The organism is Streptomyces virginiae (genome assembly GCF_041432505.1).
In the GTDB taxonomy this organism is placed as follows: domain Bacteria; phylum Actinomycetota; class Actinomycetes; order Streptomycetales; family Streptomycetaceae; genus Streptomyces; species Streptomyces virginiae_A.
In genome coordinates this window covers 1,466,565-1,486,617 of sequence record NZ_CP107871.1, presented here as the reverse complement: position 1 = coordinate 1,486,617, position 20,053 = coordinate 1,466,565, and the positions used below count along the sequence as shown (strand labels likewise).

General features: G+C 72.5%; 22 protein-coding genes. 16 read left to right on the top strand and 6 right to left on the bottom strand.

Annotated elements, in window-relative coordinates:
- Positions 1-107 precede the first annotated feature (107 nt).
- Complete coding sequence (locus OG624_RS06895) at positions 108-1,328, bottom strand: IS701 family transposase (protein ID WP_051763311.1); 1,221 nt, start codon at positions 1,326-1,328, stop codon at positions 108-110.
- Between the two features lie 280 nt (positions 1,329-1,608).
- Here OG624_RS06895 and OG624_RS06890 point away from each other — a divergent pair, with 280 nt between their 5' ends.
- The 7 genes from OG624_RS06890 (at position 1,609) to OG624_RS06860 (ending at position 8,464) form a co-directional block, all read left to right on the top strand.
- Positions 1,609-2,247 (top strand): TetR/AcrR family transcriptional regulator, encoded by a 639-nt coding sequence (locus tag OG624_RS06890; RefSeq protein ID WP_326747563.1) that lies wholly within the window; start codon positions 1,609-1,611, stop codon positions 2,245-2,247.
- Positions 2,248-2,304: 57 nt separating this feature from the next.
- The gene (gene galU, locus OG624_RS06885) at positions 2,305-3,210 is read left to right on the top strand and encodes a UTP--glucose-1-phosphate uridylyltransferase GalU (protein WP_033221026.1); all 906 of its coding nucleotides are present in this window, start codon (positions 2,305-2,307) and stop codon (positions 3,208-3,210) included.
- A 200-nt stretch (positions 3,211-3,410) separates the two neighbouring features.
- Positions 3,411-4,382 (top strand): ParB/RepB/Spo0J family partition protein, encoded by a 972-nt coding sequence (locus OG624_RS06880; protein WP_051763313.1) that lies wholly within the window; start codon positions 3,411-3,413, stop codon positions 4,380-4,382.
- Between the two features lie 70 nt (positions 4,383-4,452).
- Complete coding sequence (locus OG624_RS06875) at positions 4,453-5,880, top strand: MFS transporter (protein WP_371639226.1); 1,428 nt, start codon at positions 4,453-4,455, stop codon at positions 5,878-5,880.
- Between the two features lie 112 nt (positions 5,881-5,992).
- Entirely contained in the window at positions 5,993-6,913 is a 921-nt protein-coding gene (locus tag OG624_RS06870) for an alpha/beta hydrolase (protein WP_063734231.1), read from the top strand.
- Positions 6,910-7,431: a hypothetical protein gene (locus OG624_RS06865; protein WP_033225142.1), complete on the top strand. Its 522-nt coding sequence runs from the start codon at positions 6,910-6,912 to the stop codon at positions 7,429-7,431. The genes OG624_RS06870 and OG624_RS06865 overlap by 4 nt, the downstream gene beginning before the upstream one ends.
- A 13-nt stretch (positions 7,432-7,444) precedes the next feature.
- On the top strand, positions 7,445-8,464 hold the full coding sequence (locus tag OG624_RS06860; protein ID WP_051763760.1) for an LLM class flavin-dependent oxidoreductase: 1,020 nt from the start codon (positions 7,445-7,447) through the stop codon (positions 8,462-8,464).
- Here OG624_RS06860 and OG624_RS06855 read toward each other — a convergent pair.
- The 3 genes from OG624_RS06855 to OG624_RS06845 all read right to left on the bottom strand — a co-directional run bounded on the left by OG624_RS06855 (position 8,428) and on the right by OG624_RS06845 (position 11,289).
- Complete coding sequence (locus OG624_RS06855) at positions 8,428-8,970, bottom strand: GNAT family N-acetyltransferase (RefSeq protein ID WP_033225140.1); 543 nt, start codon at positions 8,968-8,970, stop codon at positions 8,428-8,430. The two genes, OG624_RS06860 and OG624_RS06855, sit on opposite strands and share 37 nt — an antisense overlap.
- Before the next feature lie 136 nt (positions 8,971-9,106).
- On the bottom strand, positions 9,107-10,102 hold the full coding sequence (locus OG624_RS06850) for an SDR family NAD(P)-dependent oxidoreductase (protein WP_033225138.1): 996 nt from the start codon (positions 10,100-10,102) through the stop codon (positions 9,107-9,109).
- The gene (locus OG624_RS06845) at positions 10,099-11,289 is read right to left on the bottom strand and encodes a UDP-N-acetylglucosamine--N-acetylmuramyl-(pentapeptide) pyrophosphoryl-undecaprenol N-acetylglucosamine transferase (protein WP_033225136.1); all 1,191 of its coding nucleotides are present in this window, start codon (positions 11,287-11,289) and stop codon (positions 10,099-10,101) included. The genes OG624_RS06850 and OG624_RS06845 overlap by 4 nt, the downstream gene beginning before the upstream one ends.
- Before the next feature lie 375 nt (positions 11,290-11,664).
- Between OG624_RS06845 and OG624_RS06840 the strand changes: the two genes are divergently transcribed.
- The 5 genes from OG624_RS06840 to OG624_RS06820 all read left to right on the top strand — a co-directional run bounded on the left by OG624_RS06840 (position 11,665) and on the right by OG624_RS06820 (position 14,841).
- Positions 11,665-11,802 carry a hypothetical protein gene (locus tag OG624_RS06840; protein ID WP_158711941.1) on the top strand — a complete coding sequence of 46 codons (138 nt, stop codon included), beginning with the start codon at positions 11,665-11,667 and terminating at the stop codon, positions 11,800-11,802.
- 103 nt (positions 11,803-11,905) lie between these two features.
- Entirely contained in the window at positions 11,906-12,196 is a 291-nt protein-coding gene (locus OG624_RS06835) for a DUF1330 domain-containing protein (protein WP_033225134.1), read from the top strand.
- A gap of 188 nt (positions 12,197-12,384) precedes the next feature.
- Positions 12,385-12,612 (top strand): hypothetical protein, encoded by a 228-nt coding sequence (locus OG624_RS06830; protein ID WP_033225130.1) that lies wholly within the window; start codon positions 12,385-12,387, stop codon positions 12,610-12,612.
- A gap of 103 nt (positions 12,613-12,715) precedes the next feature.
- Complete coding sequence (locus OG624_RS06825) at positions 12,716-13,459, top strand: response regulator transcription factor (protein WP_078909624.1); 744 nt, start codon at positions 12,716-12,718, stop codon at positions 13,457-13,459.
- Positions 13,456-14,841 (top strand): sensor histidine kinase, encoded by a 1,386-nt coding sequence (locus OG624_RS06820; protein ID WP_033225129.1) that lies wholly within the window; start codon positions 13,456-13,458, stop codon positions 14,839-14,841. The genes OG624_RS06825 and OG624_RS06820 overlap by 4 nt, the downstream gene beginning before the upstream one ends.
- A gap of 28 nt (positions 14,842-14,869) precedes the next feature.
- On the opposite strand, the gene OG624_RS06815 is transcribed toward OG624_RS06820, so the two are convergent.
- Positions 14,870-15,331 carry a hypothetical protein gene (locus OG624_RS06815; RefSeq protein ID WP_158711940.1) on the bottom strand — a complete coding sequence of 154 codons (462 nt, stop codon included), beginning with the start codon at positions 15,329-15,331 and terminating at the stop codon, positions 14,870-14,872.
- 155 nt (positions 15,332-15,486) lie between these two features.
- On the opposite strand from OG624_RS06815, the gene OG624_RS06810 reads away from it, so the two are divergent.
- From OG624_RS06810 to OG624_RS06795, 4 genes are all read left to right on the top strand, one after another.
- Positions 15,487-16,218, top strand: a complete 732-nt coding sequence (locus tag OG624_RS06810; RefSeq protein ID WP_033225128.1) for a tyrosine-protein phosphatase — start codon at positions 15,487-15,489, stop codon at positions 16,216-16,218.
- An 87-nt stretch (positions 16,219-16,305) separates the two neighbouring features.
- A complete protein-coding gene (locus OG624_RS06805) occupies positions 16,306-17,250 on the top strand; it encodes a hypothetical protein (RefSeq protein WP_051763756.1) in 945 nt (314 codons plus the stop codon).
- Between the two features lie 154 nt (positions 17,251-17,404).
- On the top strand, positions 17,405-17,893 hold the full coding sequence (locus OG624_RS06800; RefSeq protein ID WP_051763755.1) for a hypothetical protein: 489 nt from the start codon (positions 17,405-17,407) through the stop codon (positions 17,891-17,893).
- Entirely contained in the window at positions 17,874-18,707 is an 834-nt protein-coding gene (locus OG624_RS06795; RefSeq protein ID WP_033225127.1) for an inositol monophosphatase family protein, read from the top strand. The genes OG624_RS06800 and OG624_RS06795 overlap by 20 nt, the downstream gene beginning before the upstream one ends.
- Here OG624_RS06795 and OG624_RS06790 read toward each other — a convergent pair.
- On the bottom strand, positions 18,704-19,894 hold the full coding sequence (locus OG624_RS06790) for an SLC13 family permease (protein WP_244290971.1): 1,191 nt from the start codon (positions 19,892-19,894) through the stop codon (positions 18,704-18,706). The two genes, OG624_RS06795 and OG624_RS06790, sit on opposite strands and share 4 nt — an antisense overlap.
- Positions 19,895-20,053: the final 159 nt, after the last annotated feature.

Genomic DNA, 20,053 nt, shown 5'->3' with positions numbered 1-20,053 from the left:
CGGGAGCCGGGCTCCGCCACCTCCAGCCTCGCCGGCGTTTGAGGCGCGGGCTCGGGCGGAGCCCGGGGCCCGGCGGAGCCGGGATCCCCGAAGCCGCGCCGCGCCGCTCAGGCGGACTGCCGCCCGAGCTCCCCCCGCTCCCGCCCCCGCACCGCATACGCATACGCGTACGCCGCCGACATCAGCGTCATGTGATGGTGCCAGCCCGGGAAGGACCGCCCCTCGAAGTCGAGGAGCCCGAACTCGTCGGCCAGCGAGCCGAGCACCGCGGTGGACCGGGCCGACCGTCGCACCAGGTGCAGCAGGTCGTCCATCCGGTGGCGGTTCATGTTGGTGAGCCAGAAGGGCCCGCCGCCCTGTCGGCCCGGCCGCCGCTCACCGAACAGCCGATAGATCTGCTGCGCCCCCCGCCCGCCGGCCTCCCCTTCCGGCAGCCGGACCAGCGCCGAGTGGATGAGCTGCCGCTGCGGCTGCCGCTGCGGCCGCGCGTCGGGGCCGGCGAGCGGCGCGGAGTACGGGTGGCTGGTGTTGCCCAGGCGGGCGAAGTCGCCCGCGGTGGTCCCGCCGCGCCCCGGCCTACGCGCGGGGTCGCCCCCGTGGGTCAGCGCGGCGGCCCGTACCGCGAGGGTCGGGGGTACGGAGACCAGGAAGTCGTGCCCGCGGCGGCCGAGTACGCCGATCAGCGCGGCGGCGCCGGCGAGGCGGCTGAGATCGGCGACCACGGGAGGATGCGCCGACGAGGTACGGGCGGCGATCGAGTCGACGAGCTCCAGGACGAGAGCCTCCGGTGCCTGGTGCACGGCCTCGGGGGAGATGCGCGCCCGGCGGCGCAGGACCGGATCCGCCACCCAGGCCTCGGGGAGCGCCAGCCGCCAGTCCACGGGCACGCTCATGCCGTCGTCCAGGGACAGGAAGAGGCAGAAGCCAAGCTGGCAGTTGACGATGCGTCCGGCGACGGGGTCGAAGCGGCGGTGCACGCCGACCGAGTGCTCGCCACGTTTGGGGAAGCACACCTGCCCGATGGTCCAGGCCCGTACGGGGTGTCGTTCCTCCACCCAGCGGAGCAGTTCGGTGCGGGCCGGATTCCAGTCCCACGGGCTCGCGTTGATGAACTGCTGCAGGGACTGGGAGGCCGTGGGCGACTCGGTGACGGATGCCGCGAGCCGGCGTACGGACTTCTTGCCCGGGGTGGTGAGCAGTCCCTGCAGGTAGACCCGGGCCCAGCGGCGCTGGTCGGCTCTCGGTAAGTGACCGAAGAGGCGTTCCGTGAAGTCGGCCAGGGTGGTGTCACCGGCAGTCAGGGCTCGTGTCCTCGTCCGTGTCGTCATCTGTTCCCCCTCCACTGCGGACGTCGGCGTGCGCCGTCGGTAGTAGTCATAGAATACAGAACGTTCGTTTTTTTTCTAGCGAACCCATGGCGCTCCGCCCCCGACTTCGGCACGTTGGAGGTGGAGGCCCGCGGTGCCCGTGCCGGGGCCGCGCCGGGGTCGCGCCGGGCCGCTCCCCGGGAGGCGGAGCACGGGCGCTTCTTCGTCAAGTCCGCGTTGTCGGCGGTCGGCGCCCGGGTGACGCTGGAGGCCGCCAGCTCCGTACGGGGCGCGATGGCGAGTGAGGAACGACCTGGATGGCAGTGATAGCGCAGTGGTGAAGCAAGAGCGCGGCGTACGCACCCGTAATCATCTGATCTCGGTGGCCGCCGCTGAATTCGACCGCAATGGGTACGACGGGACGTCGCTTTCCCGGTTGAGCCGTTCCGCCGGGATTTCGATCGGAGCCCTCACCTTTCACTTCGCGGCGAAAGGGGAGTTGGCTTCCGCCGTCGAGGATTCGGGGCGGGCCGCCACCCGTAGAGTGGTCGAGGGGGTGACGGCTCGCGGCGGCCCGGCGCTGGACACCGTTTCCGCGCTCGTTCTCGCCCTCGGCCGGCTGATCGAGACGGACGCGGCCGTGCGCGCCGCGGCACGGCTGACCCAGGAGCGGGTGGGCGCCGGACCCGACTGGTGCGGCTGCTGGCTCCCCGAGGTCAAGGAGCTGCTGGAGCGGGCCGCGGAGCAGGGTCAGCTGGATCCCGAGGTCGACCCGTGCCCGGTCGCCCTGCTGACGGCGCATCTGGTGGGCGGTGTCGTCACCCGGGTGCGCCGGGGTCGGGGAGAGGGCCCTGGCGCGGTGGCCGGCGAGCTCAGGGAGTTGTGGCGACTCATCCGTCGGGGCATCGCGGCCCGGCCGGATCCGGAATTGCCCAAGTAGGACTGAAGACGGGGCAATTCAAGCCGTCGGAGCGCGCCGCACCCTAACGTCGGTGACATGAATTCCACACCTCACCGGATAACCAAAGCAGTGATCCCCGCCGCGGGACTCGGCACGCGATTCCTCCCGCTGACCAAGGCCACCCCGAAGGAAATGCTTCCGGTGGTCGACAAGCCGGCCATCCAGTACGTGGTGGAAGAGGCCGTGGCGGCGGGGATGTCCGACATCCTCATGGTCACCGGCCGCAACAAGCGGCCGCTGGAGGACCACTTCGACCGCAACTACGAGCTGGAGGAAGCCCTCCAGCGCCGGGGTGATCAGGACAAACTCAGAAGCGTCTGCGCCTCCACCGAACTCGCCGACATCCACTACGTACGGCAGCGCGACCCGAAAGGCCTCGGGCACGCCGTCCTGTGCGCCGCACCCCACGTCGGCCGGGAGCCCTTCGCCGTCCTCCTGGCCGACGACCTGATCGACCCCCGTGACCCCCTGCTCGCCCGGATGGCCGAGGTGCGGGAGCGGCTCGGCGGCAGTGTCGTGGCCCTCATGGAGGTGGATCCGCAGGCGATCCACCTGTACGGATGCGCTGCGGTCGACCGGTCGGCGGGCGGTGACGGCGTACCCATCACCGAGCTGGTGGAGAAGCCGGAACCCGGCACCGCGCCCAGCAACCTGGCCGTCATCGGCCGCTACCTCCTCGACCCCGAGATCTTCGAGGTCCTGCGGAACACCGCCCCCGGACGGGGCGGCGAGATCCAGCTCACGGACGCGCTACGCACGCTGGTCCGGGCCGGGCGCCCCGTGCACGGCGTCGTCTTCTCCGGCCGGCGCTACGACACCGGGGACCGCGCCGAGTACCTGCGCGCGACGGTCCGCCTCGCCTGCGAACGCGCCGACCTCGGCCCCGAATTCCTCGCCTGGCTGCGGGAGTTCGTACGGGCGGAAGAGCTCGTCGGGGTCTGAGCGGTCGCTCGGTGGGCGACCGGGGAACTTCCGCGGTCGCCCACCCCACCTGGCACTCCTTCGTCAACTTGCCCAGATCTCAACGGGGTTCGCCTTCCCGAGTGGTTACCGAACGGTAATTACGTAATTTCTTCTCCGAGGCCGCCCCACCGAACGGAGCGGCCCACGAAGCACCGAGTGCAGACAAGGAGGTGAACCTCATGGACCAGTCGAACCCACGGCACGCGACGCGGACCCCCGACGTCGTGACCGAGGTGCCGGTCGGCGCCCTGCTCGCCGCGGATTCCCCCCGCACCGTCCAGGTCGACGAGAGCCACGCACAGGCCCTCGCGCAATCCGGCCGGACGCTGCCGCCGCTGCTCGTGCACCGCCCCACCATGCGGATCATCGACGGCACGCACCGGTTGCGGGCCGCCGTACTGCGCGGGCAGGACACGGTGGGAGTGACGTACTTCGACGGCAGCGCCGAGGACGCGTTCGTGCTCTCGGTCGAGGCCAACATCAGTCACGGGCTCCCGCTCACCCACGCGGAACGGACCGCGGCGGCGCTACGGATCCTGCGGTCCCACCCGGACTGGTCCGACCGCGGTATCGCGCGGCGGACCGGGCTGGCGGGCAAGACCGTCGGGGCGCTACGACGCCGCGAGGTGCCCGGGCCCGCCCCACCGGGGCGCGTCGGCCAGGACGGCCGCGTCCGGCCGGCCGATCCGGTCCGCGGCCGGGAGACCGCGGCCCGACTGCTGGCCGGCCGGCCCACCGCGTCGCTGCGCCAGATCGCACGGGAGGCGGGCATCGCACCCTCGACCGTGCGGGACGTACGACGCCGGATGGGAGCGGGCGCGGACCCCGTACCGGCCGCCCAGCGGCGCTCCGGCACCACCCCGGCCCCCGCACCGCCCCCGGTACCCGCCCGGGTCCGGGGGCAGCCACTGCCCGCCCTCGTCAGCAGCCTGTGCAAGGACCCCCTGCTCAGGCTGAGCGACGCGGGCAGGCTCCTGCTCCGCATGCTCGACCTCCAGGTGAGCGGACTGCGTCAGCGGGAGCGGATCGTCGCCGCGATACCCCCGTACCGCGTGGAGACGGCGGCCGCCGCGGCCGCCCAGTGCGCACGGGACTGGCAGGAACTGTCCGAAGAACTCCGGCGCCGTGCCTCGGCGCACACCCCCGCTTGAGCCGGCTTCCCCGGCGAGTACCGGCCTTCGAGTCGGAAGGCCTCAGTTGTGATCGAAAGGATGTATGGCGATGTCGGTTGTCGAGGGAGCGCGTGTTGACGCGGGTTCAGGGGAGGGGGAAGGAGCAGAGGGGCCCGTTCGGCTGGACGGGCGTCTCAAGCTGGTTCTCGTGGTGCTGCTGGTGGCGCAGTTCATGCTGGCGGTCGATTTCTCGATTCTGAATGTGGCGTTGCCGGTGATCGGTGACGGGCTCGGTTTCTCGTTGTCGAATCTGCAGTGGATCGCGACGTCGTTCGCGTTGTGCGCGGCGGGTTTCACCTTGTTGTTCGGTCGGGTGGCGGACCTGTTCGGTCGGCGCCGGCTGTTCCTGGTGGGTCTGGCGGTGTTGGGTCTGTCGTCGCTTGCGGGTGGTCTGTCGACCTCGCCGGAGATGCTGATCGCGGCGCGTGTGTTCCAGGGCCTCGCGACGGCGGCGGTCACGCCGGCGGGTCTGTCGCTGTTGACGACGTCGTTCCCGGAGGGGCCGTTGCGTCAGAAGGCGTTGGGTCTCAACGGCGCTCTGATGTCGGCGGGGTTCACGACGGGCGCCATCCTGGGCGGTGTCCTGACCGACCTGCTGTCGTGGCGATGGGCCTTCTTCATCAACGTCCCGGTGGCTCTCGCCGTGCTGTTCATCGCTCCGACCGTGATCAAGGAGTCCCGCCCGTCGGTGCGCCCCAAGCTGGACCTGCCGGGTGCGACAGCCGTGACGCTGGGTCTGCTCGCGCTGATCTACGGGCTCACCCAGGCGGGTGAGCACGGTTGGGGCTCGGCCGGCGCGCTGGGCTGGCTGGCCGCCGGTGTGGTGCTGCTGGTGGCCTTCTACGCGATCGAGTCGAAGTCGGCGGCCCCGCTGGTTCCCGTCAGCGTGCTGAAGAAGAAGACGGTGGCGTGGGGCAACATCGCGGGTCTGATCGCGTTCCTCACGGAGACCAGCCTGGTCTTCCTGATGACGCTCTACCTGCAAGAGGTGCTGGACTTCTCGCCGCTGACGGCCGGTCTGTCCTTCGGCGTGCTGGGGATCGGCACCGTGATCGGCGGCTCGATCGCACCGCGGGTCATCGCGGCGACGAACACCCGCAACACCCTGATCATCGGTGGTGTGTTGCAGGCCGTCGCGACATTGAGCCTGGTCGCGCTGGGTGAGACCTCGTCGAGCATGTGGCTGCTGCTGGCCGCGACGTTCGCCGGCGGTATCGGCAACATGCTTGTGATCGTCGGGTTCATGGTGACGGCGACGACAGGTCTACCGGACCACGAGCAGGGCATGGCGACGGGTCTGGCGACCATGACCCAGCAGATCGGTATCACCATGGGCACCCCGATCATGTCCGCCATCGCCGCCGCCCACACCGACATCCACGCGGGCATCACGACCGCGGTCATCGTGAACACGGCCATCGTCGTCGTCGGCATCCTCACCACCGTCCTCTTCCTCCGCACCGAGCGGTCCAGCTGACGAAGTGCGCGCCTCCACTAAGGCAACTCCGCCTTGTGACAGCCCTGTCCCGGCCGCGAACGTTGGCCCCGGGCCCGGCGCGAGCGCCGGCTACCGATGGAAAGGAACTCCGATGGCCACACCCACCGTCGTCAGCTGGGAGCAGGTGTCCGTGCCCACCCCGTCCGGGCCCCTGTCCGCCCGGGTGTACCGGCCCGGTACGCCGTCACCGCAGGGCTGGCTGGTGTGGGCCCACGGAGGCAGCTGGCGTGCCGGATCCGCCCGGGACTGGCACGGCGCCACCGCCGAACTCGCCCACCACTCCGGCTTCGCGGTGGTGAGCGTGGACTACCGGCTGGCCCCCGAGGTACGCCACCCGGCCATGGTCGAGGACGTCCTGTCCGCCCTGGCCTGGGCCGGGGAACAGCGGGACCGGCCCGCCGGGGACCCCTCCGCCCCGCCCGTCCTGGCCGTCGGCGGGGACAGCGCCGGCGGCACCCTCGCCGCCTCCGCCGCCCTCGTCTGCCGCGACCGCGGGATTCCGCTGGCCGCGCAGGTCCTGGCGTACCCGCCGCTGGACCCGGGGTGCGCGGCGGCCTCGTACCACCGCTTCCCCGACCTGTTCCCCACGGCCTCCTACCTGAGGGCGGCCTGGCAGGACTACCGGGCTCCGGGGCTGCCCGTGGCCGCGGACGGCACGCGGCTCCACAGCACCCCCTTCGAGGCCGCCGACCTGCGCGGACTCGCCCCGGCCGTGATGGCCACCGGCGACCTCGACCCCGTCGGCGACGACGTGCACCACTACGGGCGGCTGCTGCGGGCGGCGGGGGTCGAGGTCGCCGTACGGGAGTTCCGGCAGACGGGCCACGGAGCGTTCCTGCAGCCCGTCCCCGGCCCCGCCCCCGGCCCCGTCCCCGGACCGGGCCGGCCGGGCCCTGGCCCGGCTCCCGGCGGACATCCGGTGGCGTCGATGCGCGGCTGGCTCGGGCTGGCCCTGCACCGGCTCACCTCACCGAACGACCCCGACAACCTCCCCTCCCTGGAGCTGACATGACCACCACCGACGTCCCCAACCTCGACGCCCTGCTGCGCCACTTCGCCGATCTGCGCGACGGCATCCACGGCGGCGCCGTCTCCCGCCCCGACAAGGAACAGCACTTCCGTACCGCCGCCCGCCTGCTGGACCCGTACGCCCGCCAGGCGCTCGCCGAGCTCAACGACGAACTCCTCCTCGGGCAGGGCGTGATCGACGCCAGCGGTGTCCAACGAGCCGACGACCGCAGCCTCTTCCACGCCTGGACCCTGTGGTGGGACGAGCAGTCGGCGGCCGACATCCCGCCCGTGACGCTGTACGCGCACTACGGAGCCTCCTTCCACCACCCGCACCTGCGCGGCGCCACGGTCTCCGAATGGCCGCTGAACGTCTTCGACGACGCGCAGGCCGCCGCCGAACTGCCCACCCTGCGCGCGATCGCCGCCGCGGACCTCCACAACCTGGTCTTCGAACGGGACTTCAGGATCGTGCCCGCGACCATGGCGGGCGCCACCGGTCTCCCCGCCCACCAGCACTGAAAGGCGGCCCGTCATGACGAAGCTGCGACTGTCCGTACTCGACCAGACCCCGGTCGGCGAGGACCACACCCCGGACCAGGCGTTACGCGCCTCCGTGGACCTCGCCCGCGCCGCCGAGGCACTCGGCTACACCCGCTACTGGGTCGCCGAACACCACGACTCGCCGGGCTTCGCGAGCAGCGCGCCGGAAATCCTGGCCGGCACCCTGCTCGCCCACACCTCGCGCATGCGGATCGGGACCGGCGGCGTGCTGCTGCCCCGCTACGACCCGGCGAAGGTGGCCGAGGTGTTCGGCGTACTGGCCTCCCTCCACCCGGGCCGCGTCGACCTCGGCATCGGCCGCGCCGGCGGCCCCGCCCGCGACTTCCCGCACCGGCTGGCCCGACTGGGCGCCCTGCTGGGCGAGGGCGGAGTCGTCCCGCACGCACCGGTCCCGCCGCAGATGTGGCTCCTGGGCGCGGGACGCGAGTCGGCGCGGCTGGCCGGAATGCTGGGCACGGAGTTCGCGTTCGGGCACTTCTTCTCCCCGACGGGCGGCCAGGAGGCCCTCGACGACTACCGCGACCGGTTCCGTACCTCCACGGGCGCCCGACCGGGCGGCGCGCTCGCGGTACGCGTGGTGACGGCGGACAGCGCCGGCCGCGCCGAGGAGCTGGCCCAGAGCCTGCTGCTGTGGCGCGCCCGCAAGGACCTCGGCGAGGACGGGCCGCTGCCGTCGTACGAGACCACCCGGCGCCACCGCTGGACGGGCGCGGAACTGGAACGGGCCAAGGTGCACCGCACGGCCCTCGTGTCCGGGGCGCCGGAGCAGGTGTCCGCGGTACTGACGGCCCTCGCCGCGAGCCACGGTGTGGACGAGCTGATCATCAACACCCTGACCTGCGACCCGGCGGACCGCCGGCGCTCGTACGAGCTGCTGGCCGAGGCCTTCACCCTCCAGGCCCCCGACCCGCACGCCGCGGCCCCGATGGACGCCTCCGGCCTGGCTCTCCAGGGTCAGGAACGGTCGAGGCCCCAGGTCTGGAGCGCGTAGGGTCGGCCCTTCTCCTCGCCCGTGATCAACGGCACGTCCAGGAGGCGGAAGCCGGCCCGGGTGGCCACGCCGACGCTGGAGGCGTTCTCGGCCTCCAGCTCCAGGATCACCCGGTCCACCCCCAGCTCCTCGAAGGCGTACGCGGCCATCACCCGCACCGCGCGGGCGGCCAGACCCCGGCCCCGGTGCGCCGGCCCGAGGGCGTAGCCGAGCTCCGTGCCCTCGGGCGCGCGCCTCAGCATCACCTCGCCGAGCGGGGCGCCGCCGTCGACGGTGATCGCCAGCAGCAGGGCCGTACCCTCCTGGCGCAGCTGCCGGGCCCGCTCCAGCCGGTTGCGGGCGGCCGCGTCGTCGAAGGGGGAGACGATCGGCGTCCAGTAGGCGATGTCGGGGTGGTCGAAGAGCTCGGGCATCGACGCCAGGTCCGCCGCCGTCCAGTCACGCAGGACCAGGCCCTCGCCCGTCAGCTCCATACGGTCGGGAAACGACGGCGTCGTGCTGCTCATGCGGGGGGACCTCCGTGATCGGTGCGGGACCAGCCAAGATAACCGGCGGGTGGTGACGGTTCACCGGGATATCCGCCCGACGGCGCTCCGGGCCGGATCCGACCGGCTCGCCCCGGCCGGATCCGGAAGGACCGTCCTAGACGGCGTACCGGTCCGGGGCGAAGAGGGAGGGGTTCGCAGCGATCCACTCCGAGGTGCGGCGCAGGCCCTCCTCCAGGCCCACCCGGGGCCGCCAGCCGGCCCAGTCCCGGGCCCGGGAGTTGTCCGACAGCAGACGCTGGACCTCGCTGCCCGACGGGCGCAGCCGGGTCGGGTCCACCACCACCTCCGCGTCCCGGCCGGAAGCCGCGATGAGGGCCTCGGCCAGCGCGCCGACCGAGATCTCCTCACCGGTGCCGAGGTTGACCACCTCACCCAGCGCCCGATCGCACTCGGCCACCGCCAGAAAACCCTCGGCCGTGTCCGTCACGTACGTGAAGTCCCGGGTCGGCGTGAGCGAGCCGAGGCGGATCTCCCGGGACCCCGCGTGCAGCTGCGCCAGGATCGTCGGGATGACGGCGCGCGCCGACTGGCGCGGCCCGTAGGTGTTGAAGGGGCGCACCACCGTCACCGGGAGTTCGAAGGCGTGGTGGAAGGAGAGCGCCATCATGTCCGCGCCGATCTTCGACGCGGAGTACGGCGACTGCGGCTGCAGCGGGTGGCCCTCGGAGATCGGGGCGGTCAGCGCCGTCCCGTAGACCTCACTGGTCGAGGTGTGCACGAGACGCCGTACGGCGTGCCGCCGGCAGGCTTCCGCCACGTTCTGCGTGCCCGTGACGTTCGTCTGCACGTACGCGCCCGGCGAGGCGTAGCTGTACGGAATCCCGATCAGCGCCGCCAGGTGGAAGACGGTGTCGCAGCCGTCCACCGCGTCACTGACCCGGCCCGCGTCACGGACGTCGCCCGCCCACATCTCCACCGGACCGTCCGGGTCGGCGAGGTGGCGCGCCAGGTGACCCTTCTCGGCGTACGGCTTGTAGTGCACGAAGGCGCGCACCCGCGCACCCCGCGCCACCAGCAGGTCCACCAACGTCGAGCCGATGAAGCCCTCCGCGCCGGTGACGAGGACGGTGCGGTCGGTCCAGCTGTTCATATGCGCTCCAGGTGAGGGGTCGGGACGAGGCCGGCGACGCGGAGGACTTCCGCGGCCAGCAGTTCGGCGGCCCGCGCGTGCGGGCCGGGGTCGGCGGCGCCGGCCATCGCCGACAGCCGCGCCGGGTCGGCCAGCAGCGGCCCGATGAGACCGGCGAGGCGCTCGGCGGTGGTCTCGGAGTCGGGCAGGAGCAGTCCGGCGCCCGCGTCCGTCAGCACCCGCGCGTTGTGGGTCTGGTGGTCGCCGGGGGCGTACGGGTAGGGCACCAGGACCGACGGGACCCCGGTCGCCGCGAGCTCGGCGACGGTCGCGGAGCCCGCACGGCACACCACCAGGTCGGCGGCCGCGTAGACGAGGTCCATCCGGTCCAGGTACGGCACGGCCCGGGCGATCCGCTCCCCACCGGACGACACCAGCTCGGCCACCGTGTCCGCCAGCGCGTCCGGACCGGTCTTGACCAGCAGCTGTACGTCGTCCCGGTACTGCCAGAGGTCGGCGAGCGCGGCCGCCGCCCGCGTGAGACGGATCGCGCCCAGGCTGCCGCCGTTGAAGACGATCAGCCGGCGGCCCGCGGGCACCCCGAGCGCGCGCCGGGCCTCGGCGCGCAGCGCCACCCGGTCCGGACCGGGCAGCTCCGCGAGGCCGGACAAGGCCGCCGCGATCGGCATCCCGGTGGTCAGCGCCCGGTCACCGCCCGAGAGGTGGCCCCGGCTGCGGTCGAAGGCCACCGCGACGTGCGGGGTGAGTCGGGCCGCGAACTGGTTGGCACGGCCGGGCACCGCGTTCGACTCGTGGATGACGGCCGGCAGCCCCGCCAGTCGGGCGCCGAGCACGGCAGGGGCGCTCGGATATCCGCCCATGCCCACGACGACCTGGGCACCCTGCGCCCGGATCACCGAGCGCGCCTGGTGCGCCGAGCGCAGCAGCGCCGCGGGAAGCAGATACCGCTTGGCGCCCAGCGCGGGATCGAAGGGGATCATGTCGACGGTGTGCAGGCGGTAGCCGGCGCGAGGGATCAGCTCGGTCTCCAGGCCTCGCTCGGTCCCGATGAACGAGACCACGGCGCCGGGCACGGCACCGCGCAGCGCCTCCGCGAGGGCGAGACCGGGATAGATGTGCCCGCCGGTGCCGCCCGCACCGATCACGACGGAGAGTGCCGCGGATGTGTGGGGTGTGGTGGTGGTCATGAGCGCACACTCCCGGTGCGCCCTAAGAACGTTCTAAGAGCCGATCCGGCGGCCCACGGCGGACAGCCGCAGTTCAGAGCTGCTCCACCTCACCGCGGTCGCTGCGCACGCTGCCGGCGAGGCTCGGGCAGAGCGCTTCGGCGAGGGCTTCGAGGTAGCAGGCCAGGTGGCTCCTTGCTGGTCAGCCGACCTGCAGAGTCGGTCACGTCCCGAGATTCCGTGTCGTGACGTCGTGGATTTCCGCGGTCTTACTGGAACTCCGGCGGGCTCGCATTCTGCAGTCGCCTCCACCCTCCCTCGGCTTCCGGCCGGCCGCGGGCGCGCCGGCCGCGCCCCGCACCGTCTCCCCGCCAGGAGGCTGAACACGATGTCGGCGTGCTGCTCGGCCTCGGGGCCCTGTACGTCACCGTCCAGGCCGACCGGCTGACGAGCCCGGCCCCCGACGAAGTCGCCGATCTGTACATCCCACTCCTGCAACCCCTGCTCGACGGCGAGGCCCCGGCGCGTCGTTGACCGTATGTTCCCCGAACCACCCCGGTGATCTTCCGCCGGGTACGCTCACTCGCAGCAGTGAATCCGGCATCAGACGCGCACTTTCCGCACACTGGAGGTTCTCGTGGCCAAGGGCTACTGGGTCAGCGCCTACCGCACCATTTCCGACCCCGAGAAGCTCGCCGCCTACGACAAGCTGGCCGGTCCGGCCGTCGAGGCCGGAGGCGGACGGCTGCTCGCCCGCGGCGGGCGGGCCGTCGCCCACGACGACGGCGTCGCCGAGCGCGTCGTCCTGGTCGAGTTCGACAGCTTCGAACAGGCCGTCGCGGCTCACGCGAGTGAGGCCTACCAGCAGGCGCTGCTCGCCCTGTCCGACGGCGTCGAGCGCGACTTCCGCATCATCGAAGGCGTCTGAGCCATGGCCCGTACCTGACCAGCGCCGATGGCGAGAGACACGGGCCCCCGGAGCCGTGGGTGGATCGCCCGCCACACCAGCGGCCACGGTCTCCCGTACCGGCCGCGTCCCGGTACGCCCCCCGCGCGCCGTCCGCCGGACAGCTCGCTCGGCGTGCTGGACCGGTGCCGGCACGGCAGGCTGGGGGCGTGTCCGACCAGACGGAGATCGTCGTGCATCCGGTGTCCCCGACGGGCGGCCGGAAGGTGACCGTTCATGCGCTCGGCGTGGACGCGGACCTCGGGCGTGCCCACACCCCCAGGGACGTCGCCGAGTTCCTGCGTCGCGCCGGCCTGGAGGACGTGGACCTGAGCGAGGACGGGCCGATCACCTGGGAGGGCGGCGGGCCCGAAGTGTGGAAGCGCCCCGACGCCTGAAAGCCACAGGTGGGACGCGGGCAGCCGGCCGGGGAGCCGACTCCTGTCCGGCCTCACGACCTTCTAAGAGGTTCTCTCAGACGCCTTTGGCAGGCTGTGACCCATGAGCTCCACGGACAGCACAAGCAGCACACACGGGACGAGCGGCGCGGGCGGTACGGGTGGGCAGCGCATCCTCGTCGTCGACGACGAGCCCGAGGTGCGGGCCGCCGTCGAGGACGGGCTCGCGGTCGAGGGGTACGAGGTCCGGGGCGTCCCGGACGGGCTCGCGGCCCTCTCCCAGGTGGCGGACTGGGAGCCCGACGCGGTCGTCCTCGACGTGATGATGCCCGTACTCGACGGCCTCGCCGTCTGCCGGCAGCTGCGGGCGCTGGGCGACCGTACCCCCGTCCTCGTCCTGACCGCGCTCGACTCCGTCAGCGAGCGCGTCGACGGGCTGGAGGCGGGCGCCGACGACTACCTCGTCAAACCCTTCGCCCTGGACGAGCTGGTCGCCCGGGTCCGCGCCCTCCTGCGGCGGGCCGCCCCCGGACCCGCCGGGGCCACCGCTCCGCTCGGCTTCGCCGACCTCGTCCTCGACCCGTTGACCCGGACCGGTCGCCGGGGGAGTCGTCCGCTGGAGTTCAGCCGGACCGAAGCGGCCCTGCTGGAGCTGTTCCTGCGCCACCCGGGCCAGGTGCTCCCGCGCGAGCTCATCCTCGAACTGGTGTGGGGGCGGGACTTCGGGCCGGACTCCAATTCCCTCGCCGTCTACGTCGGCTACCTGCGCCGAAAACTGGAGGCCGCGGGCGAGCCCCGGCTGGTGCACACCGTCCACGGGGTCGGCTACCGACTGGACGCCGCGTGAGCGGCCGCCGGCGGCTCGGCCGGGTGTGGCGCAGGCGCGGCCCCCTGCGCACCCGGCTGGCGCTGTCGGTCACCGCCGCCGTGGCCCTCGTGGCCGTCGGGGTGTGCGCGGCGGCGTTCCTGGTGGTCCGCTCCGCGCTCTACGAGCAGCTCGACCTCAGCCTCACCCAGTCCGCGCGGCTCGCCGCCCAGCGCAACCCGGGGGACGCACCGGGCATCCTGGCCGGGGAATGCCGGTTCCTGGCCGCTCCCGCCTGCGCCGAGGTGGTGCCCGCCGACCCGGCCAAGGACCCGCAACCACCGGGACAGCTGCCCGTGGACCCGGCCGCGCGGAAGGTCGCCGCGGGCCGTAAGGCCCCCTACTACACGAACATCACGGTGGCCGGGTTCCCCGCCCGGATGCTCACCACCGACTACGCCAAGGGGCGCGCCCTCCAGGTGGCCCTGCGGGCCGACACCGTCGAGGACGGCATCGAGGAGGCCGCCCGGTGGCTGGTGCTCACGGCGGCGGCCGGGGTGCTGCTGGCCGCCTTCCTCGGGTACTGGGTCTCGCGCACCGGCCTGGCCCCGGTCGCCCGACTCACCGCGACGGCCGAGCGCATCGCCGCCACCCGCGACGCCCGGCACCGGATCGAACTGCCCCCACCGGGGCGGGAGGACGAGATCACCCGGCTGGCGACGAGCTTCAACACCATGCTGGGGGAGCTCGAACAGTCCATCGCCGCACAGCGCCAACTGGTGGCGGACGCCTCCCACGAACTGCGCACCCCGCTGACGGCCCTGCGGACCAACGCCGAACTGCTGGCCCGGGCCGACCGGCTCACCCCCGACCAGCGCGAGCGCGCCTCGGCCGCGCTGGGGCGGCAGTTGCGAGAGGTGACGGGACTCGTCAACGACCTGATCGAGCTGGCACGTGACGAGGAGCCGCGACCGCTGGTGGAACAGGTCGCGCTGGGCGGGCTGGTGGAACACTGCGCGCAGGCGGCGCGGACCCACTGGCCGGCCGTGCCCTTCCACGTGCACGTGCCGGCCGAACCCGTCGTCGTGCCCGGGGTACCCGCCCGACTCAGCCGATTGCTGGGGAACCTGCTCGACAACGCCGCCAAGTTCGGTCGGGACGGGCTGCCCGTCGAGGTGGAGCTGGTGGCGGGCGTCCCGGGCGGCCGAGGCCCGGAGCTGACGGTCCGTGACCACGGGCCCGGGATCGCGCCGGGGGACCTGCCGCACGTCTTCGACCGGTTCTACCGGGCCGGGGCGGCCCGCGCCCTGCCCGGGTCGGGGCTCGGCCTGGCCATGGCCCGGCAGATCGCGCGGGCGCACTCCGCCGAGCTGACCGCGGAGGCCGCCCCGGGCGGAGGCGCGTTGTTCCGGCTGGCGTTCTGAACGGAGCCCGGGGGCGAGGCCCGCGGGCTCAGTAGATCTCCCAGGCCTCGCGCGGGAGGATGTGGTGCGCGTCGTCCAGCACGTGTTCGGCGAAGACCACCGGGCGGGTGACCAACCGGTCGCCCAGCCGCTGGACGTTCACCACCAGACCGAGGCTCCACGACCCCGGGATCCCGGCTCCCAGATACCCGAGCTCGTCCTCGTCGTCGGTGAAGCGGGTCGCGTGCCGCTCGACCAGCCACCGTTCCACCTCCGAGGGAACACGCCCCGTCAGCCCCACGCCCTCCGCGAAGACCAGAGGTCCCCGCAGCGCGTCCACCGTCAGACCCTCCAACCGTGCCTCACGGTCGTAGAACACCCGAAGACCCAGGTCACGGAACGCGCACCTGGAAGCGGAGGGAGGCGCACCCTTCACCCGGTACGTCATGACGCAGGACGGCTCCTCCACCGTCACCCCGGTCAGCGCGTCCACCACCTCGTCGGGACTCATACCGAAACGCAGCGGCCCCACCCCCACCCACGGATCGACCGTCCACCGCGGCCTCTCACCCTCCGGTCGCACTTCCCACCAGTCGTACATGCCGTCATGATCGCCGACGCCTGAGGCATGCTGGTGGGAGAGTCCGATCATGGGGGAGAGATCCGATGCAACGGCACGTCGAGTTCGAGCGTCTGCACAACTTCCGGGACCTGGGCGGCTACCGGTCCGCCGACGGGCGGACCGTGCGATGGGGGACGCTGTACCGGGCCGATTCGCTCGGCAAGCTGGTGGGCGGCGACCGGGAGCGGTTCCTGAAGCTCGGGATCAGGACCGTGATCGACCTGCGGTATCCGTGGGAGATCGAGGCCAAGGGCCGGGTTCCCGAGGCGGACCGCTTCCGCTACGTCAACCTGAGCATCGAGCACCGGCCGTACGACCAGGCCGAGATCGACCCGGACATCGACCCCTGGCGCTACCTCGCGGACCGGTTCGCCGAGGTCACCGAGGACGGGGCCGACGAGATCCGCCAGGTCCTGGAGGAACTGGCGCAGGCCCCCGGCCCCGCGGTCTTCCACTGCACCTCGGGCAAGGACCGGACCGGGCTGATCGGAGCATTCGTACTGACCCTGCTCGGGGTGGAACGGGCCGACGTACTGGCCGACTTCGCGCTCACCGAACTGGCCACCGAACGGCTCGCGGCCGACTGGCGCGCCGCCCACCCTGACCGGGTCATGAAGTGGCCGAGCTACGGCCGCGCCCCCGCCGTGATCATGGAGTTGGTGCTCGCGGACCTGGAGGCCCGGTACGGATCCGTGCACGGCTACCTCACCGACCGGGTCGGGCTGCGGGAGCGGACCGCGCGGCAACTGCGCGACCGCCTGCTGACCACGGCCTAGGCAGGGCCCGCGACGTGAAGTCGCTCTGGTGGCGCCACCGAAGCATCTCCTACCATCGGTACACGGGCGGGGGAGGGGGGTGCGTTCATGGCAGCGCACGTAGGGCGGCTGGAACGCTTCGTTGCCTGGGTGCTGCGGAACGCCGACGTCGTGGTCGCCCTGGGCATCGCGATGGCGGTCGGACTCCTCGACATCTTCGGCGACGTCATCAGTGACGACGTCTCCTCCGGCGCCACCCTCGTCGTCCTCGGTCTCCTCGCGACCGGGTCGATCGTGGAGCGGGTGCGCCGGCCCGCGAGCATCCAGGAGGCGATGAGCGGGACCCGGCAGGCCCTGGAAGACCTGGCGATGGTGCGTTCGCTCTCGGGCAACGAGGTCGGCGAGGCGCTGCGCAAGGCCCGCCAGCACACCAACCTCTGGTACTTCAAGGGCGGTACGGGCACCTACCTGCGGGCGGTCACGCTACCCCTGTGCGTGGCCGCCGCGAAGGAACAGCGCTCGCAGCTCAACGTGAAGATCGACATCGTCAATCCGGCCGACGAGCGGGCCTGCGCCGCCTACGCCCGGTTCCGGCAGATGTTCGGCGTGCAGCGTCGCGGGGACGATCTGTGGACCACCGACCGGGTCCGCCGCGAGTCGTACGCGACCGTCCTCGCCGCGTGCTGGTACCAGAGGCAACTGACCACCCTGGAGATCAGCGTGCACCTGTCGGCCGCCGTGCCGACCCTGCGCTTCGACCTGTCCGAGACCTGCCTCATCATCACCCAGGACGACCAGAACCGGGTGAACCTGCTGGTGGAGCGTGGACAGCCGCTCTACGACTACTACGTGACCGAGCTGCACCAGAGCCGCGAGCAGGCGACCGTGCTCGACCTGCGCGTCGCCTCCCCGCTCGGCCAGGAGCCCACCGTCGACGAGGTGCGGACGCTCTTCGACGACCTGCGACTGCCCCTGCCACGCGTTTTCACCGACAGCGACATCGGCAAGATCATCGAGAAGGCCCTGCACGCGGAGGACCCCTACAGGAGGTGATGCGCTCCGGCGCGTGCCCATGGACCGCGAGCTCGAAAGCACTCTCGTCACCCTGGAGGAAATAGCTTCCGGGGCGCGCGAGTTACATGCCGTCCGTCATCCGCTCGGATTCCTCTGCCTGCCCTTGCTGAGAGAGGGGCCGCGTGGAATCTGCGTGCATCTCTTCGAGATCGGCAACCGCGCCGATCCGGACGCGTCACCGATGCACGCCCACAGCTGGGAACTGCGCAGCCGCGTGCTCTACGGGCGCGTGGCCAATCTGCCCGTACGAACGACCGTGGTGCGGGACGGCGAGGAGGGCGCCACCCACCGGATCTTCGAGGTGTTCAGCGGGAGCGACGGCGTGGACGAGATCCGGCCGACCTCCCTCCTGGTGCGGAGCGAGCCCGGACCCGCCCACGTCAGCGGGGGAGGGGAGACGTACACGCTCGCGGCGGGCGAGTTCCACGCCACCGCACTGGAGGGGGCGCAGCCGGCGGCCACCCTGGTGCACGGGACGTCGATCCCCGGGCAGCTCGACCTCTCGCTCGGCCCGCTCGACGGCCGACCGCGCCGCACGACCCGTCGGCTGTGCGACACCGCGCAGACCGTGCGCAGCGTCCACACCGTCCTCAGGAGGATCGATGCCCAACAGCGGGCCTGACTTCGACCACGAGAGGCAGGTCGCGGTCGACGCGGCGGAGGAGGCGGGCGGCCTGCTGCGCAGGCGCTTCGCCGCGGCGCGGTGCGTGCGCACGAAGGGCGCGTCCGGGGACGTGCAGATGGATCTCGACCTCGCCGCCGAGGAGCTCGTACTGCGCCGGATACAGCGCCACTTCCCGCAGGACCGGATCCTGTCCGAGGAGGCCGGGCTCCTCGAAGCGGCGGGCGAACGCACGTGGCTGGTCGACCCGTTGGACGGAAGCAACAACGTCGTGATCGGGCTGCCCACCTACGCGGTGGGGATCGGACTGTGCCTGGCGGGCACCCCGGTGATGGGAGTGGTGCACGAGCCGGTCACCGGGGAGACGTGGCACGCGGTCAAGGGGTACGGAGCCCACGGACCGTCCGGCGAGCTGCCCGGCCCCGCCCGCACCCTGCCGCGCCCCGGGCCCGTCGTCGCCTGGACCCAGGGATACGCCGTGGAACGGGGCGACCCGACGGCGGTGGCCCTGCGCGCGGTGCTGGAGCTGCGCTGCCGGCGAGTCCTGCAGCTGTGGGCGCCGCTGCTCGGCTGGAGCCTGCTGGCGCGCGGCACCATCGACGCCTTCGTCGGCTACCGCGCCGAGGGCGTGGACCTGCCGACCGGGGCGCTGCTCGCCGCCGAGGCGGGCGTGGAGCTGCGTACGCTGTCCGGGGCGCAGTTCAGACCGGGATTCGCCGGGGCCGACACCGGGCGCAGCTTCGTCGCGGCCCGCGGCGAGACCCTCGCGTACCTGCTGGAGGAGGTGGGGGCCGTCGTCGCGCGCGCGTACTAGCTCGTGGCGGCCAGGGCCAGCGTCGCCGCCAGGGTGCCCGCCACCGCCAGCACGGCGCCCGTACCGAAGAAGCGGCCCAGGTCGATCCGGGTCCCGTGCCAGCGGCACCGCTCGAACCACAGCAGGGTGGCCAGCGAGGCCCACGGCGTGATGACGGGTCCCACGTTGACGCCGATCAGCTGGGCGAGCAGCTGCTCGTGATTGGCGACCGGAATGGCCGCCTCGCCCGCCAGATAGGCCGGGAGGTTGTTCAACACGTTCGAGAAGCCCGCACCGACCGCCGCCGACCTCAGCATGCCGACGACGTCGTTGTCGGACCCCATCGCCGCCGCCAGGATGTCGTGCAGCCCGTGGGCGTTGACCGTCTCCACGACCAGGAACATGCCCGGGACGAGGACGAGGAGCCGCCAGGGGATCAGGGAGAGGCGCAGCGTCTCCCGGCTGCGGAACCAGAAGGCCACGACCACGATCAGCGCGGCCGCCATCGACGCCGACCACAGCGGCACGTCGGCGAGCAGGATCGCCAGCAGGAACCCGGCGCACGCCACCGCGCTCACCCGGAACAGGACCCGGTCCGCGGGCCGCGGCAGGGGCGGCGGCGTGTAGCGGGTCTCGGTGCGACGCCCCGGGCGCCAGTAGAAGCCCCACAGGCAGGCCATCGTGACCGCGATCGCGGCCAACTGCGGAGCCCACATGGTGGCGGCCATCTCCGACGGGGTCAGCGCGATGCGGTCCGCGGCCAGCAGGTTCGTCAGGTTCGACACCGGAAGCAGCAGGCTGGCCGTGTTGGCCAGCCACACCGTGGTCATCGCGAGCGGTACGGGCGCGATACCGACCCGGGTCGCCAGCGCCAGCATCACCGGGGTCAGCAGGACCGCCGTCGTGTCCAGGTTGAGGGTGATGGTGGTGACGGACGCGAACAGCACGCAGAGACAGAACAGCAGGGGGTACCGGCCGCGCCCCGCCCGGGCCACCCAGGTGGCGACGACGTCGAAGACCTCCGCCTTGCCGGTCAGCTCCGCGAGGACGATCACGGTGGCCAGGAACACCACCAGCGGGCCGATCCGCTGCAGCACGTCCGAGGCGGGTCCGGTGGGCAGCAGGCCCGTGGCGACGCACAGCGCACCGAGTGCGAGCAGGCCGCCGGCCAGCCAGTCCAGTGGATGCAGACGCCTGAGGAGAGACACGGCGAACAGGTTCGCACATACACACGCCCCGGCATCAGACGGGGCGGAAGGAATCGGACAGGCCCGCCCGGGTGGCGGGTCCGGCGTCCCGCCGGGGACCATCTCGTCCTCGCCGGGACAAACCCGCAGACGGGGGCACGGCCCTACGATGGACCCATG

Bases quoted from the DNA above. Each gene is read 5' to 3' on its own strand.
- OG624_RS06895 (WP_051763311.1), bottom strand. From the start codon at position 1,328: ATGACGACACGGACGAGGACACGAGCCCTGACTGCCGGTGACACCACC.
- galU (WP_033221026.1), top strand. From the start codon at position 2,305: ATGAATTCCACACCTCACCGGATAACCAAAGCAGTGATCCCCGCCGCG.
- OG624_RS06880 (WP_051763313.1), top strand. From the start codon at position 3,411: ATGGACCAGTCGAACCCACGGCACGCGACGCGGACCCCCGACGTCGTG.
- OG624_RS06875 (WP_371639226.1), top strand. From the start codon at position 4,453: ATGTCGGTTGTCGAGGGAGCGCGTGTTGACGCGGGTTCAGGGGAGGGG.
- OG624_RS06870 (WP_063734231.1), top strand. From the start codon at position 5,993: ATGGCCACACCCACCGTCGTCAGCTGGGAGCAGGTGTCCGTGCCCACC.
- OG624_RS06865 (WP_033225142.1), top strand. From the start codon at position 6,910: ATGACCACCACCGACGTCCCCAACCTCGACGCCCTGCTGCGCCACTTC.
- OG624_RS06860 (WP_051763760.1), top strand. From the start codon at position 7,445: ATGACGAAGCTGCGACTGTCCGTACTCGACCAGACCCCGGTCGGCGAG.
- OG624_RS06855 (WP_033225140.1), bottom strand. From the start codon at position 8,970: ATGAGCAGCACGACGCCGTCGTTTCCCGACCGTATGGAGCTGACGGGC.
- OG624_RS06850 (WP_033225138.1), bottom strand. From the start codon at position 10,102: ATGAACAGCTGGACCGACCGCACCGTCCTCGTCACCGGCGCGGAGGGC.
- OG624_RS06845 (WP_033225136.1), bottom strand. From the start codon at position 11,289: ATGACCACCACCACACCCCACACATCCGCGGCACTCTCCGTCGTGATC.
- OG624_RS06825 (WP_078909624.1), top strand. From the start codon at position 12,716: ATGAGCTCCACGGACAGCACAAGCAGCACACACGGGACGAGCGGCGCG.
- OG624_RS06815 (WP_158711940.1), bottom strand. From the start codon at position 15,331: ATGAGTCCCGACGAGGTGGTGGACGCGCTGACCGGGGTGACGGTGGAG.
- OG624_RS06810 (WP_033225128.1), top strand. From the start codon at position 15,487: ATGCAACGGCACGTCGAGTTCGAGCGTCTGCACAACTTCCGGGACCTG.
- OG624_RS06805 (WP_051763756.1), top strand. From the start codon at position 16,306: ATGGCAGCGCACGTAGGGCGGCTGGAACGCTTCGTTGCCTGGGTGCTG.
- OG624_RS06795 (WP_033225127.1), top strand. From the start codon at position 17,874: ATGCCCAACAGCGGGCCTGACTTCGACCACGAGAGGCAGGTCGCGGTC.